General features: G+C 71.1%; 14 protein-coding genes and 3 tRNA genes. 11 read left to right on the forward strand and 6 right to left on the reverse strand.

The genetic code is table 11. The features are described 5' to 3' along the window. The first annotated feature begins 6 nt into the window (after positions 1-6). The 5 genes from ABD981_RS27030 (at position 7) to ABD981_RS27050 (ending at position 6,363) form a co-directional block, all read left to right on the forward strand. Entirely contained in the window at positions 7-453 is a 447-nt protein-coding gene (locus tag ABD981_RS27030; protein WP_046905706.1) for a WD40 repeat domain-containing protein, read from the forward strand. 58 nt (positions 454-511) lie between these two features. Further along, a complete protein-coding gene (locus ABD981_RS27035) occupies positions 512-1,822 on the forward strand; it encodes a deoxyguanosinetriphosphate triphosphohydrolase (RefSeq protein WP_046905707.1) in 1,311 nt (436 codons plus the stop codon). 147 nt (positions 1,823-1,969) lie between these two features. Next, a complete protein-coding gene (locus ABD981_RS27040) occupies positions 1,970-3,241 on the forward strand; it encodes an NAD(P)/FAD-dependent oxidoreductase (protein ID WP_046905746.1) in 1,272 nt (423 codons plus the stop codon). A 22-nt stretch (positions 3,242-3,263) separates the two neighbouring features. Beyond that, positions 3,264-5,162, forward strand: a complete 1,899-nt coding sequence (gene dnaG / locus ABD981_RS27045; RefSeq protein ID WP_046905708.1) for a DNA primase — start codon at positions 3,264-3,266, stop codon at positions 5,160-5,162. Between the two features lie 118 nt (positions 5,163-5,280). Beyond that, positions 5,281-6,363 (forward strand): RNA polymerase sigma factor, encoded by a 1,083-nt coding sequence (locus tag ABD981_RS27050; protein ID WP_420865730.1) that lies wholly within the window; start codon positions 5,281-5,283, stop codon positions 6,361-6,363. Positions 6,364-6,426: 63 nt separating this feature from the next. On the opposite strand, the gene ABD981_RS27055 is transcribed toward ABD981_RS27050, so the two are convergent. The 4 genes from ABD981_RS27055 to ABD981_RS27070 all read right to left on the reverse strand — a co-directional run bounded on the left by ABD981_RS27055 (position 6,427) and on the right by ABD981_RS27070 (position 12,005). Continuing rightward, a complete protein-coding gene (locus ABD981_RS27055) occupies positions 6,427-8,352 on the reverse strand; it encodes an ABC transporter ATP-binding protein (RefSeq protein WP_046905710.1) in 1,926 nt (641 codons plus the stop codon). Next, entirely contained in the window at positions 8,352-10,085 is a 1,734-nt protein-coding gene (locus ABD981_RS27060) for an ABC transporter ATP-binding protein (RefSeq protein ID WP_046905711.1), read from the reverse strand. Before ABD981_RS27060 ends, ABD981_RS27055 begins: the two co-directional genes overlap by 1 nt. A gap of 158 nt (positions 10,086-10,243) precedes the next feature. Next, positions 10,244-11,683, reverse strand: a complete 1,440-nt coding sequence (locus ABD981_RS27065) for an FGGY family carbohydrate kinase (RefSeq protein ID WP_046905712.1) — start codon at positions 11,681-11,683, stop codon at positions 10,244-10,246. A gap of 37 nt (positions 11,684-11,720) precedes the next feature. Beyond that, on the reverse strand, positions 11,721-12,005 hold the full coding sequence (locus ABD981_RS27070) for a hypothetical protein (protein WP_046905713.1): 285 nt from the start codon (positions 12,003-12,005) through the stop codon (positions 11,721-11,723). A gap of 137 nt (positions 12,006-12,142) precedes the next feature. Here ABD981_RS27070 and ABD981_RS27075 point away from each other — a divergent pair. From ABD981_RS27075 to ABD981_RS27085, 3 genes are all read left to right on the forward strand, one after another. After that, a tRNA-Asn gene (locus ABD981_RS27075) sits at positions 12,143-12,215 on the forward strand. A gap of 5 nt (positions 12,216-12,220) precedes the next feature. Then, positions 12,221-12,293: transfer RNA gene (locus tag ABD981_RS27080), tRNA-Asn, on the forward strand. Positions 12,294-12,459: 166 nt separating this feature from the next. Continuing rightward, a tRNA-Ile gene (locus tag ABD981_RS27085) sits at positions 12,460-12,536 on the forward strand. A gap of 116 nt (positions 12,537-12,652) precedes the next feature. On the opposite strand, the gene ABD981_RS27090 is transcribed toward ABD981_RS27085, so the two are convergent. Then, positions 12,653-13,147: a hypothetical protein gene (locus ABD981_RS27090; RefSeq protein ID WP_123954112.1), complete on the reverse strand. Its 495-nt coding sequence runs from the start codon at positions 13,145-13,147 to the stop codon at positions 12,653-12,655. A 143-nt stretch (positions 13,148-13,290) separates the two neighbouring features. Here ABD981_RS27090 and ABD981_RS27095 point away from each other — a divergent pair, with 143 nt between their 5' ends. From ABD981_RS27095 to ABD981_RS27105, 3 genes are all read left to right on the forward strand, one after another. Further along, on the forward strand, positions 13,291-14,019 hold the full coding sequence (locus ABD981_RS27095) for a hypothetical protein (RefSeq protein WP_131723808.1): 729 nt from the start codon (positions 13,291-13,293) through the stop codon (positions 14,017-14,019). Between the two features lie 47 nt (positions 14,020-14,066). Then, positions 14,067-14,501, forward strand: coding sequence for a barstar family protein (locus tag ABD981_RS27100; protein ID WP_131723809.1), 435 nt, complete (start codon positions 14,067-14,069; stop codon positions 14,499-14,501). Positions 14,502-14,761: 260 nt separating this feature from the next. After that, positions 14,762-15,561 (forward strand): IS5 family transposase gene (locus tag ABD981_RS27105; RefSeq protein WP_165590883.1). Its coding sequence is split into 2 segments (ribosomal slippage): positions 14,762-15,101 and positions 15,101-15,561, totalling 801 coding nucleotides; the frame shifts between segments, so codons are not numbered across the junction. Here ABD981_RS27105 and ABD981_RS27110 read toward each other — a convergent pair. Next, a complete protein-coding gene (locus ABD981_RS27110; protein ID WP_046905717.1) occupies positions 15,533-15,841 on the reverse strand; it encodes a hypothetical protein in 309 nt (102 codons plus the stop codon). The genes ABD981_RS27105 and ABD981_RS27110 overlap by 29 nt on opposite strands. Positions 15,842-16,190: the final 349 nt, after the last annotated feature.

Raw genomic sequence — 16,190 nt, forward strand, 5'->3', positions numbered from 1 at the left:
GCGGCCGTGCTGCGCCACCACCCGTCCCGCGCGGCGGGGGACGCCTCCGCGGTGTACGTGGTCCACCTCGCGCCGGACCGCACCGCCGCCACCCACCAGGTCGAGATACGTTCCAGCGAGCGGCTCACCGCCCTCGCCCCCACCCCCGACGGCACCCGCCTCCTCACCGCCTCCTCCGCCGGCGCCGTGAGCCACTGGGACCCCCGCACCGGCGCCCTCCTCGCCTCCGTCACCGACCCCGACGGCCCGGTCCACGGGCTCTCCGTCCACCCCGACGGGACGTGGATCGCCACCGCCGGTGCCATGCTCCGGGTCCGGGACGCCGCCTCCGGCCGCACCGTCGCCGGCGCCCGCGCCGAGACGCCGTTCACCTCCTGCGCCTGGCTCCCCGACGGCCGGGGACTCGTCGCCGTCGGTGAACGCGGCCTGTACGCCTACGAGTTCCGCGCCTGATCGCGTCCCGCGTCGCGTCCTCGCCCCACTTGTCCGTCCCGCCCGTTACCGTCGACGCATGGAAGGCATCACGGAACCCACGGACCACGACACCCCCGGCTACGACGACGCCGCCACCGAGCGCTGGGCCGCAGAGCCCGACAAACGGCCCGGGCGGACCGCCTTCCAGCGCGACCGGGCCCGGGTCCTGCACTCCGCCGCGCTGCGCAGGCTCGCCGGCAAGACGCAGGTCGTCACGCCCGGCACCCTCAGCCACGCCTGGGACGCCAGCCCCCGCACCCGGCTCACCCACTCCCTGGAGTGCGCCCAGGTCGGCCGCGAGCTCGGGGCCGCGCTCGGCTGCGACCCCGACCTCGTCGAGGCCGCCTGTCTCGCCCACGACATGGGCCACCCGCCCTTCGGGCACAACGGCGAGCAGGCCCTCAACGACTTCGCCAAGGACTGCGGCGGCTTCGAGGGCAACGCCCAGTCGCTGCGCCTGCTCACCCGCATCGAGCCCAAGCGGTTCATCGCCGACCCCGACACCGGCCGGCCGCTCAGCGTCGGACTCAACCTCACCCGCGCCGCCCTCGACGCCGCCACCAAGTACCCCTGGGGGCGCGGCGGCCACCCCACCGACCCCGGCTCGCCGAAGTTCGGCGTGTACGACGACGACCTGCCGGTCTTCGAGTGGATCCGGGCCGGCTCCCCGGCCCACCGCAAGTGCTTCGAGGCCCAGGTGATGGACTGGTCCGACGACGTGGCCTACTCGGTGCACGACGTCGAGGACGGCCTGCACGCCGGGCACATCGACCCCAACATGCTGTTCGCCGAGCCCGAGCGCGCCGACATCTGGGCCGTCGCCCTCGGACGCTACGTACCCGAGGACACCGACCCGCAGGAGCTCGCCGACGCCCTCGACCGGCTCCTCGACCAGGACTGGTGGCCGCACGGCTACGACGGATCGGCCGTCGCCCAGGCCCGCCTCAAGGACGCCACCAGCCAGCTCATCGGCCGCTTCTGCCTCGCCGCCGAGGGCGCCACCCGGCAGGCCTTCGGCTCCGGCCGCCTCACCCGCTACGGCGCCGAGCTCGTCGTCCCCCGCGAGACCCGCAACGAATGCGCCGTCCTCAAGGCCGTCGCCGACCGCTACGTGATGCAGCGCGCCGAACAGGAGGCGCTCCGCGCCGACCAGCGGATCGTCCTCGCCGAGCTCGCGGAGGCGCTCACCGCCCGTGCCCCCGAGGGGCTCGACCCGCAGTTCCGCGCCCTCTTCGTCACCGCCCCCGACGACCGTTCCCGCAAGCGGGTGATCGTCGACCAGATCGCCTCCCTCACCGACGCCTCCGCCCGCAGCCTCCACGCCCGCTTCAGGACCCCGCGCCGCTAGGGGGCGTCCCACCGGTCAGGGCCGTTCGCCCCCTTTCCGCGCCCCACGGTCGTGCGGGACCCTCGCATGCACGCCCCGAGGAGGTGCGGCCCGGGCCGGGCAGGGGGGCGTAGCGTAGTGAACCGGTCGCAACGAGGAGGAATGAACGTGGTCGACGCAGATCAGACCTTCGTCATCGTCGGCGGGGGACTCGCCGGAGCCAAGGCCGCGGAGACCCTCCGCGCCGAGGGGTTCAACGGCCGGGTGATCCTCATCGGCGACGAACGCGACCACCCCTACGAGCGTCCACCCCTCTCCAAGGGCTTCCTCCTCGGCAAGGAGGACCGGGACTCCGTCTTCGTCCACGAGCCCGCCTGGTACGCGCAGGCCGACATCGAGCTCCACCTCGGCCAGACCGTCGTCTCCATCGACCGCGAGGCCCGCACCGTCCGCCTCGGCGACGGCACCGTGATCCGCTACGACAAGCTGCTCCTCGCCACCGGCGCCGAGCCGCGCCGCCTCGACGTCCCCGGCACCGGACTCGCCGGCGTCCACCACCTGCGCCGCCTCGCCCACGCCGAGCGGCTGCGGCACGTCCTCGCCGCCCTCGGCCGCGACAACGGGCACCTGGTGATCGCCGGGGCCGGCTGGATCGGCCTGGAGGTCGCCGCCGCGGCCCGCGAGTACGGCGCCGAGGTCACCGTCATCGAGCCCGCCCCCACCCCGCTGCACCACGTCCTCGGCCCCGAACTCGGCCAGCTCTTCGCCGACCTGCACGCCGAGCACGGCGTCCGCTTCCACTTCGGCGCCAAGATCACCGAGATCACCGGCCAGGACGGCATGGTCCTCGCCGTCCGCACCGACGACGGCGAGGAGCACCCGGCCCACGACGTGCTCGCCGCCGTCGGCGCCGCCCCGCGCACCGCCCTCGCCGAGAACTCCGGCCTCGCCCTGGTCGACCGCGCCGACGGCGGCGGCATCGCCGTCGACGAGTCGCTGCGCACCTCGGACCCCGACATCTTCGCCGTGGGCGACGTCGCCGCCGCCCACCACCCGTCGCTGCACACCCGGCTGCGCGTCGAGCACTGGGCCAACGCCCTCAACGGCGGCCCCGCCGCCGCCCGCGCCATGCTCGGCCGGCACGTCTCCTACGACCGCGTCCCGTACTTCTTCTCCGACCAGTACGACGTCGGCCTGGAGTACTCGGGCTGGGCGCCCCCCGGCTCGTACGACCAGGTCGTGCTCCGCGGGGACGTCGGCAAGCGGGAGTTCATCGCCTTCTGGCTCAAGGACCGCCGGGTGCTCGCCGGGATGAACGTGAATGTGTGGGACGTCACAGAGCGGATCCAGGACCTGATCCGCTCCCGTGCCGCCGTGGACACCGACGCCCTGGCCGACCCGTCCGTCCCCCTGGAGGACCTGACCGACCGAGTCGGCTGAGTCGGGCCCGTAGAATTCATGCGTGGCAGGCAGGATCAACGATGACGACGTGAAGGCGGTACGGGACGCGGTCCCGATCGACGCCGTCGTGTCCGAGTACCTCCAGCTGCGCAACGCGGGCGGCGGGAACCTGAAGGGTCTCTGCCCCTTCCACGACGAGAAGTCGCCCTCCTTCCAGGTCAGCCCGAGCAAGGGACTCTTCCACTGCTTCGGCTGCCAGGAGGGCGGCGACACCATCGCCTTCGTGATGAAGATCGACCACCTCTCCTTCTCGGAGACGGTCGAGCGCCTCGCCGCGAAGGCGGGCATCACCCTGCGCTACGAGGAGGGCGGGTACAACCCCGGCCACCAGCGCGGCGAACGCACCCGGCTGGTCGAGGCCCACCAGGCCGCCGCGCAGTACTACGCCGAGCAACTCGGCTCCGCCGAGGCCGAGATCGGCCGCACGTTCCTCGCCGAGCGCGGCTTCGACCAGGCCGCCGCCGCACACTTCGGCGTGGGCTACTCCCCGGCCGGCTGGGACCACCTCACCCGCTTCCTGCGCGGCAAGGGCTTCTCCGACCGCGAGCTGATCCTCTCCGGCCTCTCCCAGGAGGGCCGCCGCGGCCCCATCGACCGCTTCCGCGGCCGGCTCATGTGGCCGATCAAGGACGTCGGCGGCGACGTCGTCGGCTTCGGCGCCCGCAAGCTCCGCGAGGACGACAACGGGCCCAAGTACCTCAACACCCCCGAGACGCCGATCTACAAGAAGTCCCAGGTGCTCTACGGCATCGACCTGGCCAAGAAGGACATCGCCAAGGTCAGCCGCGCCGTCGTCGTCGAGGGCTACACCGACGTCATGGCCTGCCACCTGGCCGGCGTCACCACCGCCATCGCCACCTGCGGCACCGCCTTCGGCGGCGAGCACATCAAGATCCTGCGCCGCCTCCTCATGGACAACGGCTCGGCCCGCGTCATCTTCACCTTCGACGGCGACGCCGCCGGCCAGAAGGCCGCCCTGCGCGCCTTCGAGGACGACCAGAAGTTCGCCGCCGAGACCTACATCGCCATCGCCCCCGACGGCATGGACCCCTGCGAACTCCGCCTCGCCAAGGGCGACGAGGCCGTCGCCGACCTCGTCCAGCCGCGCACCCCGCTGTTCGAGTTCGCGCTGCGCCACATCGTGAGCCGCTACGACCTGGAGATCCCCTCCGGCCGGGCCGCCGCCCTCGACGAGGCCGCCCCGATCGTCGCCCGGATCAAGAACGTCGCCTCGCAGCACGAGGTCGCCGTCCAGCTCGCCGGCATGCTCGGCATCCTCGACACCCAGTTCGTCGTCCGCCGGGTCGCCCAGATCGCCCGCTGGCAGCGCGGCGGCGGCAAGGACCAGGGCCCGGCGCGCGACGGCGCCCGGAAGCAGCGCACCTACGGCGAGGTCCAGGCCCCCGTCGCCCCCGCCGGGCCCGCGCTCAACCTGCGCAGCCCCGCCCACCGCACCGAGCGCGAACTGCTCAAGCTGGCCCTGCAGCGCCCGGAGCTGGTCTCCCCGGCCTTCGACGCCTACGGCATCGACGAGTTCACCGCCCCGCCCTACGCAGCCGTCCGGCAGTGCATCCAGGACGCGGGCGGCGCCACCGACGCCCCCTCCGACTACCTCGACGCGGTCCGCGAGGCCGCGCCCGACGACACCGTCCGCGCGCTCGTCACCGAGCTCGCCGTCGAGACGATCTTCGCCAGGACCGTCGACGAGGCCTACGCGGGCGACCAGCTCGTCACCGTCCGGCTGCGCGCCGTCGACCGGCGCATCCGCGACGTCCAGGGCACCCTGGCGCGGCTCGGCGGCAACGGCGACCCGGGACGGGTGACGGCCGTGCAGAACGAGCTGTGGGTGCTCACCCAGTACGGGCAGTCGCTGCGCAACAACGGCGCCGCGGCCCTCTGAGAACGGGCGCGGACGCCCGCCGCCACACGTTCGGTCACGGACCGGACTCAAAAAGTCACCGCACGCCCCTCGTGGCGGCGATGTGTCGTACCGCACACTGGGTGACGGTGCAGTCCCGCTGCCGTCACGCCCCCGAACCGGCAGCGATCACCCACCCTGGAGGTCGCCCCCCGTGCAGACCCAGACCGTCCCCGTGTCCCAGGACCCCACTCCGGCCGAACTCGGCGCCGTCGAGCAGGAACCCGAAGTCCCGCCCCAGCGCCGCCGCGTGGATCCCGGCGGCAGCGGCGGCCCCTCCTCCGACCTCTTCCGGCAGTACCTCCGCGAGATAGGCCGCGTCCCGCTGCTCACCGCGGCGGAGGAGGTCGAACTCGCCCGCCGGGTCGAGGCGGGGCTCTTCGCCGAGGAGAAACTGGCCCGCACCCCCGACCTGGACACCCGGCTGGCCCTCGACCTGGACCGGCTCGTGGTGCTCGGCCGGATCGCCAAACGCCGGCTCATCGAGGCCAACCTGCGGCTCGTCGTCTCCGTGGCCAAGCGGTACGTGGGCCGCGGCCTGACCATGCTCGACCTGGTCCAGGAGGGCAACCTCGGCCTGATCAGGGCCGTCGAGAAGTTCGACTACGCCCGCGGCTACAAGTTCTCCACGTACGCGACCTGGTGGATCCGCCAGGCCATGTCCCGGGCCCTCGCCGACCAGGCCCGGACCATCCGCGTCCCCGTGCACGTCGTGGAGCTCATCAACCGGGTCGTCCGGGTCCAGCGCCGGATGCTCCAGGAACGCGGCTACGAGCCCACCGCCGAGGAGGTCGCCGCCCAGCTCGACCTCGCCCCCGAACGGGTCGGCGAGGTGCTGCGGCTCGCCCAGGAACCGGTCTCGCTGCACGCCCCCGTCGGCGAGGAGGAGGACGTCGCCCTCGGCGACCTCATCGAGGACGGCGACGCCGCGTCCCCCGTGGAGTCCGCCGCCTTCCTGCTGCTGCGCGAACACCTGGAAGCGGTGCTCTCCACCCTCGGCGAACGCGAACGCAAGGTCGTCCAGCTGCGCTACGGCCTCGACGACGGCCGGCCCCGCACCCTGGAGGAGATCGGACAGCTCTTCGGCGTGACCCGCGAACGCATCCGCCAGATCGAGTCCAAGACCCTCAACAAACTGCGGGACCACGCCTACGCGGACCAGCTGCGGGGCTACCTCGACTAGGCCCGTGGCCCCGGTCGTCCGACGGACGCCCAGGGCCACGGGAACCTGCGGCACGGCCGCGGATCAGTCCACTTCGGCCACGGCCTGCGCGAACTGCGCCGCGTACAGGCGGGCGTAGGCGCCGCCCGAGGACAGCAGCTCCTCGTGGGTGCCCTGCTCCACGATCGAGCCGTTCTCCATCACCAGGATCACGTCGGCGTCCCGGATGGTGGAGAGCCGGTGCGCGATCACGAAGCTGGTCCGCCCGTGCGCGAGCCGCGCCATCGCCTTCTGGATCAGCACCTCGGTACGGGTGTCGACCGAGCTGGTCGCCTCGTCGAGGACCAGGATCACCGGGTCGGACAGGAACGCCCGCGCGATGGTGATCAGCTGCTTCTCACCGGCGCTGACGCCGGCGCCGTCGTCGTCGATGACGGTGTCGTAGCCCTCGGGCAGGGTGCGGATGAAGCGGTCGGCGTGCGCGGCCCGCGCCGCCGCCTCGATCTCCGCCCGGCTCACCTCGCGCGTCGTGCCGTAGGCGATGTTCTCGGCGATGGTGCCGCCGAAGAGCCAGGTGTCCTGGAGGACCATGCCGATCCCGGCCCGCAGCTCCTCGCGGGCCATCTTCGAGACGTCGACGCCGTCGAGGGTGATCCGGCCGCCGGTCACCTCGTAGAACCGCATGAGGAGGTTGACCAGGGTGGTCTTGCCGGCGCCGGTCGGGCCGACGATCGCGACCGTCTGACCCGGCTCCACCGCGAGCGACAGGTCCTCGATGAGCGGCTTGTCCGCCTCGTAGCGGAAGGAGACGCCCTCCAGGGCGACCTTGCCCTTGAGGTCGACCGGGTGCTCGCCGACCGGGGAGTCCGGCGCCTGCTCCTCGGCGTCCAGCAGCTCGAAGATCCGCTCGGCCGAGGCGACGCCCGACTGCACCAGGTTCGCCATGGAGGCGACCTGGGTCAGCGGCATCGAGAACTGCCGGGAGTACTGGATGAAGGCCTGCACGTCACCGATGGACAGGGTGCCGCTCGCGACCCGCAGACCGCCGACCACGGCGACCAGGACGTAGTTGATGTTCGAGATGAAGAACATCACCGGCTGCATCACGCCGCTGTTGAACTGGGCCTTGAACCCGGCCTCGTACAGCGCCTCGTTCTGCTCGTGGAAGTCCTTCCCGGACTCCTCCTGGCGGCCGAAGACCTTCACCAGCGTGTGACCGGTGTACATCTCCTCCACATGGGCGTTGAGCTTGCCCGTGGACTTCCACTGCTGCACGAAGTGCGGCTGCGAGCGCTTGCCGATCCTCGTGGCCACCACGACCGACAGCGGCACCGTCAGCAGCGCCACCAGGGCGAGCAGCGGCGAGATCCAGAACATCATCGCCAGCACGCCCACGATGGTCAGCAGCGAGTTGATCAGCTGGCCCATCGACTGCTGGAGGGTCTGCGAGACGTTGTCGATGTCGTTGGTCGCCCGGGACAGCACCTCGCCGCGCTTGGCCTTGTCGAAGTACGACAGCGGCAGCCGCGCCAGCTTCGTCTGGACGTCCTCGCGCATCCGGTACACGGTCCGGTTGATCACCTTGATCGACATGCGGGTCGAGACCAGCATCAGCAGGCCCGCGAGCACGTACACGACCAGCACGAGACCGAGGACCTCGCCGACCGCCGTGAAGTCGATGCCCTGGCCGGGGGTGAAGTCCACCCCGGACAGCATGTCCGCCATCCCGGAGTCGCCCTTGGCGCGCAGCGCGGCCAGCGCCTGCTCCTTCGTGGCGCCCTCGGGCATCTGCCGCCCGACCACGCCCGCGAAGACCAGGTCGGTCGCCCGGCCGAGGATCTTCGGCCCGACCACCGAGGCCGCCACCGACAGCACGCCGGCGACCAGCATCAGCCACAGCGAGCTCCGCTCCGGAGCCAGCTGCTTCAGCAGCCGCTTCCCGGAGCCCTTGAAGTCCATGGAGCGCTGGTCGGGGCCACCGCCGGCCATGGGCATACGTGGACCCGCCATCAGGCCGCCTCCGCCTCGGTCAGCTGGGAGAGCACGATCTCCCGGTACGTCTCGTTCTCCGCCATCAGCTCGTGGTGCCGTCCGGTGCCCACGACCCGGCCCTCGTCGAGGACGACGATCCGGTCGGCGTCCCGGATGGTCGACACGCGCTGGGCGACGATCACCACCGTCGCGTCGGAGGTCTCCGTCGAGAGCGCCGCCCGCAGCAGGGCGTCCGTCTCGTAGTCGAGCGCCGAGAACGAGTCGTCGAAGAGATAGATCTCGGGCTTCTGCACCAGCGTGCGGGCGATGGCGAGCCGCTGCCGCTGCCCGCCGGACACGTTCGTGCCGCCCTGCGCGATCGGCGCGTTCAGCCCGGCCTCCAGCTTCCGCACGAAGTCGGCGGCCTGGGCGACCTCCAGGGCGTGCCACAGCTCCTCGTCGCTCGCGTCCGGCTTCCCGTACCGCAGGTTGGTCGCGACCGTCCCGGAGAACAGGTACGGCTTCTGCGGGACCAGGCCGACCGTCCGCGCCATCAGCGCCGGGTCGAGCTCCCGCACGTCCACGCCGTCCACGAGGACCTCGCCGCCGGTCACGTCGAACAGCCGCGGCACCAGCCCCAGCAGCGTCGACTTGCCGCTGCCGGTGGAGCCGATGATCGCGGTGGTCTCGCCCGGCCGGGCGACCAGCCCGACGTCCTTGAGCACCGACTCCTCGGCGCCCGGGTACCGGAAGTCCGCGCTCCTGACCTCCAGGTGCCCGCGCCGCAGCAGCTTCGTCACCGGCGCGGCCGGCGGGACCACGCTGGACTCGGTCGCCAGGACCTCCTCGATGCGTTCGGCGCACACCTCGGCCCGCGGCACCATCATGAACATGAAGGTGGCCATCATGACGGCCATCACGATCTGCATCAGATAGGCGAGGAAGGCGGTCAGCGCGCCGATCTCCATCCCGCCGCTGTCGATGCGGTGCGCGCCGAACCAGACGACGGCGATCGACGACACGTTCACGACCGTCATCACGGTCGGGAACATGAGCGCCATCAGCCGCCCGGTGGACATCGACACCTCGGTCAGCTCGGCGTTGGAGCCGGCGAAGCGCTCGCGCTCGTAGTCGTCCTTCACGAAGGCCCGGATCACCCGGTTGCCGGTGATCTGCTCGCGCAGCACCCGGTTCACGGTGTCGAGCCGGGTCTGCATGGTGCGGAACAGCGGGCGCATCCTCCGCACGATCAGCGAGACGGCGATGCCGAGCACCGGCACGACGGCGAGCAGCACCGCCGACAGCGGCACGTCCTGGCCGAGCGCCATGACGATGCCGCCGACGCACATGATCGGCGCCGAGACCATCAGCGTGAACGCCATCAGGACCAGCATCTGGACCTGCTGCACGTCGTTGGTGGTCCGGGTGATCAGCGACGGCGCGCCGAACTGCCCGAGCTCGCGGGAGGAGAAGGACTGCACCCGGTCGAAGACCGCGGCCCGCACGTCCCGCCCGAGCGCGGAGGCGGTGCGCGCCCCGAAGTAGACGGCCCCGATGTTGCAGACGACCTGGATCACGGACACGCCGATCATCAGCGCGCCGAACCGCAGGATGTAGCCGGTGTCCCCGCTCACGACACCGTTGTCGATGATGTCGGCGTTCAGGGTCGGCAGGTAGAGCGTGGCGCTGGTCTGCAGCAGCTGCAGCACCACGAGCAGGGCGATCGGTTTTCGGTACGGCCGGAGGTGGGTTCGGAGAAGTCTTATGAGCACGGGTTCTACTATCGCCCGCGCCGCAGCGGTGTTACGAGTGGGTTTTGGAGGCGCGCCGCAGCCCTGGGGAAGTCTTTACGAAGCGGGGGCGGCGGACGGGACAGCGCCCCGCCGACCCGCTCGTCCGCGCCCGGTCAGCCCGGTCAGCCCGTGCCGCCTCACCCGGCGAAGGCACCCGGATGGATCTGCTCGCGGGTGGCGACGTACTGCTGGCGCACGGCCTGGCCGACGGCCAGCTCCTCGCCGGGCTCGAAGACCTGGGCGGCGGCGCCCTGCCAGGCCGGGGGAGCGGAGGGGGAGAGCGTGCCGCGGGACACGCCGAGCGCCCAGGCGGCCTGCCGGGCCGCGCCGAGCGCCGCGTAGTCGGCCGGCTGGGGGACGACGACCTGCGCGCCGAACAGCGGGGGCGCGATGGCCTGGACGGCGGGCAGCCCCGCCGCCGCGCCGAGCAGGAAGACCCGGCGCACCTCGACGCCCCGGCCGCGGAGCACGTCCATGGCGTCGGCGAGGGAGCAGAGCATGCCCTCGAAGGCGGCGCGGGCCAGGTGCTCGGGCTTCATCGACTCGCGGCGCAGCCCGGCGAGGGTGCCGGCGGTGTGCGGCAGGTTCGGCGTGCGCTCGCCCTCCAGATAGGGCAGCAGCACCAGTCCGGAGGAGCCGGGGGTCGAGGTGAGCGCGAGCGCGGAGAGCTCGTCGAGCGACTTCACCCCGAGCATCTCGGCCGTCCCGCGCAGCGCCCGTACGGCGTTCGAGGTGTGCACGACCGGCAGGTGCATGCCGGTGGCGTCGGCGAAGGAGGTGATCGCGCCGTCCGGGTCGGAGAGCGCCTCGTGGTGGACGGCCATGACCGAGCCGGAGGCGCCGAGCGAGACGACGGCGTCGCCGCGGCCGAGCCCGAGCCCGAGGGCGGCCGCCATGGTCTCGCCGGTGCCGGCGGAGATCAGCAGCCCCTCGGGCGTGGTGCCGGCGGCCTCGGCGGGCCCGAGCACCTCGGGGAGGACGGCCTGGTGCCCGAGGGCCAGCTCGACCAGGTCGGGGCGGTACGTGCCGTTGCGGGCCGACCAGTAGCCGGTGGCGGAGGCGGCGCCGCGGTCGGTGGTGCGGCGCGCGGGGCGGCCGAGCAGCTGCCAGACGAGCCAGTCGTGCGGCTGGAGGATCATCGCGACGCGCTGGGCGTGCTCGGGCTCGCTGCGGGCCAGCCAGCGCAGCTTGGCGAGCGGGAGCCCGGAGTGCGGGACCGCGCCGACGGCCTCGGACCAGGCGGATCGGCCCCCGAGCCCCTCCACGAGGTCGGCGGCGGCGACCTGGGCCCGCTTGTCGTTGCCGACCAGCGCGGGCCGCACCAGGGCGCCCTGCGGGTCGAGCGGGACCAGACCGTGCTGCTGGGCGGCGACCCCGATGGCCTCGACGCCCTCGAGCAGGCCGCCGGTGGCGGCCTCGCCGAGCGAGAGCAGCCAGGCCTGCGGGTCGACGTCGGGGGCCTTGGGTTCCAGGGGGTGCGGGGCATGCCCCTGCCGCAGCACGGCACCGGTATCGGCGTCACAGACGACGATGCGCGTGGAGTCCGAAGAGCTGTCGAGTCCGGCGACTATCCCCATGGCACATGATTCTGCCGCATGCGGGGCCGTTCCGGGTTCAGGTGTTGCTCGTGCCCCAGTCGTCCTCCTCGAACGCGGAGAACCGTCCGTCGTGGTCGCGCCGCGACCGGATCCGCTGCGCCTGGTCGCCGACCGCGTGCAGTGCCTTCCCGGCCACCTGGCGCCCGGTCTGGGCGGCGGACTCGGCCGCGTTGCGCACGGCCGGGTTCTGGGCGACGGCCTGCGCGGACTTCTTCATCCGCTCGTACTGCTCGCGTCCGGCGCGGGTCCCGAGCACGAACCCGACGGCCAGTCCCGCCACGAAGATCAGCTTGTACCGCACGGCTGTGACCCTTCCCTGGAGCGCCCTGGGGATACCGATTGGCGGAGCACCCCCCTGCTTGCGCTAATCTATGTCTCGCAGCGAGCGACCGCCCCCCGGCAAGGCCGGAGGTGGATCCGTTCGTCGCAACGCAGCAATCCCCTGTAGCTCAATTGGCAGAGCAGCCGGCTGTTAACCGGCAGGTTACTGGTTCGAGTCCAGTCGGGGGAGCGCGATCCCCTGTAGCTCAATTGGCAGAGCATTCGGCTGTTAACCGGAGGGTTACTGGTTCGAGTCCAGTCGGGGGAGCAGAGCGGAAGAGGACCCTTCGGGGTCCTTTTTCGTTTCCCCGGGAACCGCCGGACCGCCCCCGGAGTCTTCTTGATCGAGCATGGCCGACCATCCGGAGCAGGAGATCGTATGAGCGGCTATGCTGCGGCAGACGGCGCGCACACTTGTACGCGCCGTGGTGTTCGGGGCGGTAGCTCAGCCGGTTAGAGCAGCGGACTCATAATCCGTCGGCCGTGGGTTCGAGTCCCACCCGCCCCACCACTGCCGTGGGCGCAGGAAGGTTTTGCCAGCCCTGCGTCCACGGTGCACCCCCGGTGATGCGCGTCACAAGAGCGACACGCCGAGATCCCCCGAATGTACGTGCGTACGGGTCGGGCTCAGCCGCCGACGGCGGTCAGGTGGTAGGTCGTGTCGACCCAGAAGCCCTCCGCCGTCTCCCCCTTGATCTCCAGCACGTACTGCCCCGGCGTCAGCGGCGCGAGCCCCGCCCACAGGCCCCAGGCCAGATGCATCCGCAGCCCCACCCGGAACGGCGGCGCGACGAACTCCTTCAGCGGGAGCGGAACCCCGTTGAGGTGCGCGGTCGCCCGCGTGACGTCGAGGCTCATCGCCTTCCGCGAGAACAGCTTGGTGTGCTGCATGTTGAGCACGGGGAAGAACACCCGCCGCCCGGCCGGCAGCTCGCACCGCCGCACGACCCGTCCGCCGTAGGTGCCCGCGAGAAACCACAGGTCCTCGGGCTGCCGCCACCCCGCGTGCTCCCCGGTCTCGTCGGCGACCGGGCTGACCTCGTCGGGCGCCGACAACGCCCACTGCCACCAGCGCGCGGCGAGCACGCCGCCCGCCTCGTCGGATATCTGCCATTCGCTCACGACCGCACACCCTACGGGGTCACCGCAACCCGCCTTCTGCCGCAGGCGTCTTGGCGTGTGGACACCCCTGCCCCGGGGGCCGCTACGCGCGTGGTTCACGCCGCCCGGGGCAGCCATCGCCCGATCACCGTAGGGAGTCTGTGGTGAAAGCGAAGGTAAGTCGCACCGCGGAGAAGGTGGCGTCCGTCGTCACCGTGTGGGTCCCGCTCATCGGGGCCGCGGTCCTCACGCTCCGCAACGTGTTCACGGCGGCCTGGGCCGCCGAAGGCTGGGCGGCGCCGGCCGCCCTGCTCCTCGCCGGACTGGTCTTCCAGCGGCTCGACCTCGTCCAGAAGCAGCAGAAGAGCGTGGAGGAGAAGGTCGACGCGATCATCGCGTCCGCGTCCTCGGTCACCCACTACAAGAACGGGAGGGAGTTCTACGGAGCGCTGAAGACCGCGCTCAAGGACACCACCGACGAGGTGCGGTCCAGCTACTTCCGGCGCGTTCCGCCCGGCAACGAGAAGGCGGCCAAGGACTACTTCAAGGCCTGCGTCGCCTGGGCCAACGCCGGCTCGGACCGCGCGCTCCTGCGGGTCATGGCCGAACCGCAGACCGACGCCATGCGCGCCTGGGTGGAGGAGCAGCGCGAGCAGGCGAAGAGCGTCAGGAACGGGAAGTACCTGCTCCACTCGATCCAGCTGCACGACACCCGAGCCGTCTCCCAGGTGGACGCGCTGAGCATCGCCGTCCTCGACGAGAAGACGGTGTTCTGCGCCTTCACGACGGACGACGAGACCGTCCAGGGCTTCAGCGTCACCAGCGGGGACCTCGGCGGCTACTTCGCGATGTACCACAAGAAGCTCTTCGAGGGAGGGAAGAAGATCTTCTAGGGTTGGGGACGTTCCAGGCGACAGGGGAGGGCGCGTTGGTGCGTGGCATGAAGTGGCGTCCGGTCTCCGGAGCGATCGCGGAGGCCGCCAGGGAGCCGTATCTGCTCCGGGAGCGGGACCGGGACCGGTACGAGAAGGCGCTGAACGGCGCCGGGTTCACGGTGCGCCACGTCGACGTGAGCGGCCTTTGGTCGGAGCGCGAGGCGTCGCTGGCCGTCGCCCGTGCCCTCGGCTTCCCGGACTTCTACCATGGGGGCTGGGACGGCTTCTTCGACCTGCTGGTCAGCGAGTTCCAGGAGCGGCCTGACCGGATCGCCGTCTGCCTGACCGGAGCGGACGAGCTCGCGCAGCGGGATCTCCGCCTGTTCGTGCGCACCTCGTGGCAGCTCCAGGGCGCGACGGAGACGATCGCATCCGAGGGAGAGGGAGCCTGGCAGCTCGAGTTCCTCTACTGGGGACAGGACTGGCGATCCCTGGAGTAGTCCGGCGACCGACGCAGCCGCCCCCGGCACCGTACGCACGGCGCCGGGGGCGGCTCGTGACGCAGCGTCGACAACGGGCGGTCATCATGCGAGATGTTGATCACTCTCCGTCATGAACTCTGTCGCTCTTTCAGAGCCACAGGGGCATCGAGGTGGTTTCCGGATGGTCAGGGCCACTCCGTTGGAAGGACCTTCGTATGGTCAGCTCTTAAGAGGTCATCTCATTTGGTTCCCTCGGTAGGCTGTCGCTCGTGGTGGGGATCGTTGAGCGGCTGGTGCCGGATGAGTTGTGGGAGCTGTTCCAGCGGGTGGTGCCTGAGGCGCCCTCGCGACCTCAGGGTGGTGGCCGGCACCGGCATGGTGACCGGGAGGTGCTGGCCGCGATCGTGTTCGTTGCCACCTCAGGCTGTACGTGGCAGCAGTTGCCATCCGCTTCGTTCGGGCCGTCAGGAGCGACGGCCCACCGGTGTTTTGCCGAGTGGACGGAGGCCCGGGTGTGGGCCAAACTCCACCGCCTCGTCCTCGACGAACTCGGATCCCGTGGTGAGTTGGACTGGTCACGGTGCGCGATCGACTCGGTGAACATGCGGGCCGTGAAAAGGGGGATCTGACGGGTCCGAATCCTGTCGACCGGGGCAAATGCGGCTCGAAGATCCACTTGATTACCGAGCGGACCGGTCTGCCCTTGTCCGTCGGGATCTCGGCAGCGAATCTGCACGACAGCCAGGGCCTGATCCCGCTGGTGCAGGGCGTACCGCCGATACGCTCCCGTCGCGGACCACGGCGGCGCAGGCCGGGCAGGCTCCACGCCGATAAGGGCTACGACTACTCTCACCTGCGGCGATGGTTACGGGGACGCGGTATTTCCCACCGTATCGCCCGCAAGGGCATTGAGACCTCGCAGCGGCTGGGCCGCCACCGCTGGACCATCGAACGAACCATGGCCTGGCTGGCCGGCTGCCGCCGTCTCCACCGCCGCTACGAGCGCAAAGCCGAACACTTCCTCGCTTTCAGCAGCATCGCCTGCACCCTCATCTGCTATCGCCGGCTCGCCTGCTGATGTGGGCCTGCAACAGCTTCACCGCAGGGTGGTGGTCGTAGAAGTCGGCCATCTCTACCGGGATACGGCCGTCTGGATCGGCGAGCGACGGATCCGTCCCAAAAGCCAGCAGCACAGCGGTGGTGTGCACGGTCAACGGTTCGCCACTCTGCAGGGAACCTTGGCCCTCGGACTCGATCGCGTGTGTCAGCAGCGTCATATTGCTGAAGACCTCGTCGGGATCAGCGCCACCGGCCAGCAACCCGGCCAGGGTCTCCGCATCCTCGTGCTCGACTGCCAGATGGGCAGACGTCCAGGGGCGTTACGTAGTCACTCACCCGGGCATTCAACAGCCCTCGCAGTAGCTCTGCCAGCCACTATCCACACCGACAGTCACCAATCGAGATGAGCCCTTATGCGTCCAGGCTTCTCGCCGTCGTCTCCATGGCCGCCGCAGCCGTCGTGCCGGGAGCGTCGCAGGCGCATGCCGGCGCGATCGGGTCGACCCCCGTCCAGAGGAGTGCAAGATCGATCCCATGCGGAGCAACTCCCTGCAGACCCTCCCTCGTTATGGCAAGACGTGTGCGCATCTGCACGTCAACGGGGTGCGTCGGGTGAGCCAGTGCCATCACGTCACGAAGTGAGTCGTA

Source organism: Streptomyces showdoensis (assembly GCF_039535475.1).
GTDB classification, from domain to species: domain Bacteria; phylum Actinomycetota; class Actinomycetes; order Streptomycetales; family Streptomycetaceae; genus Streptomyces; species Streptomyces showdoensis.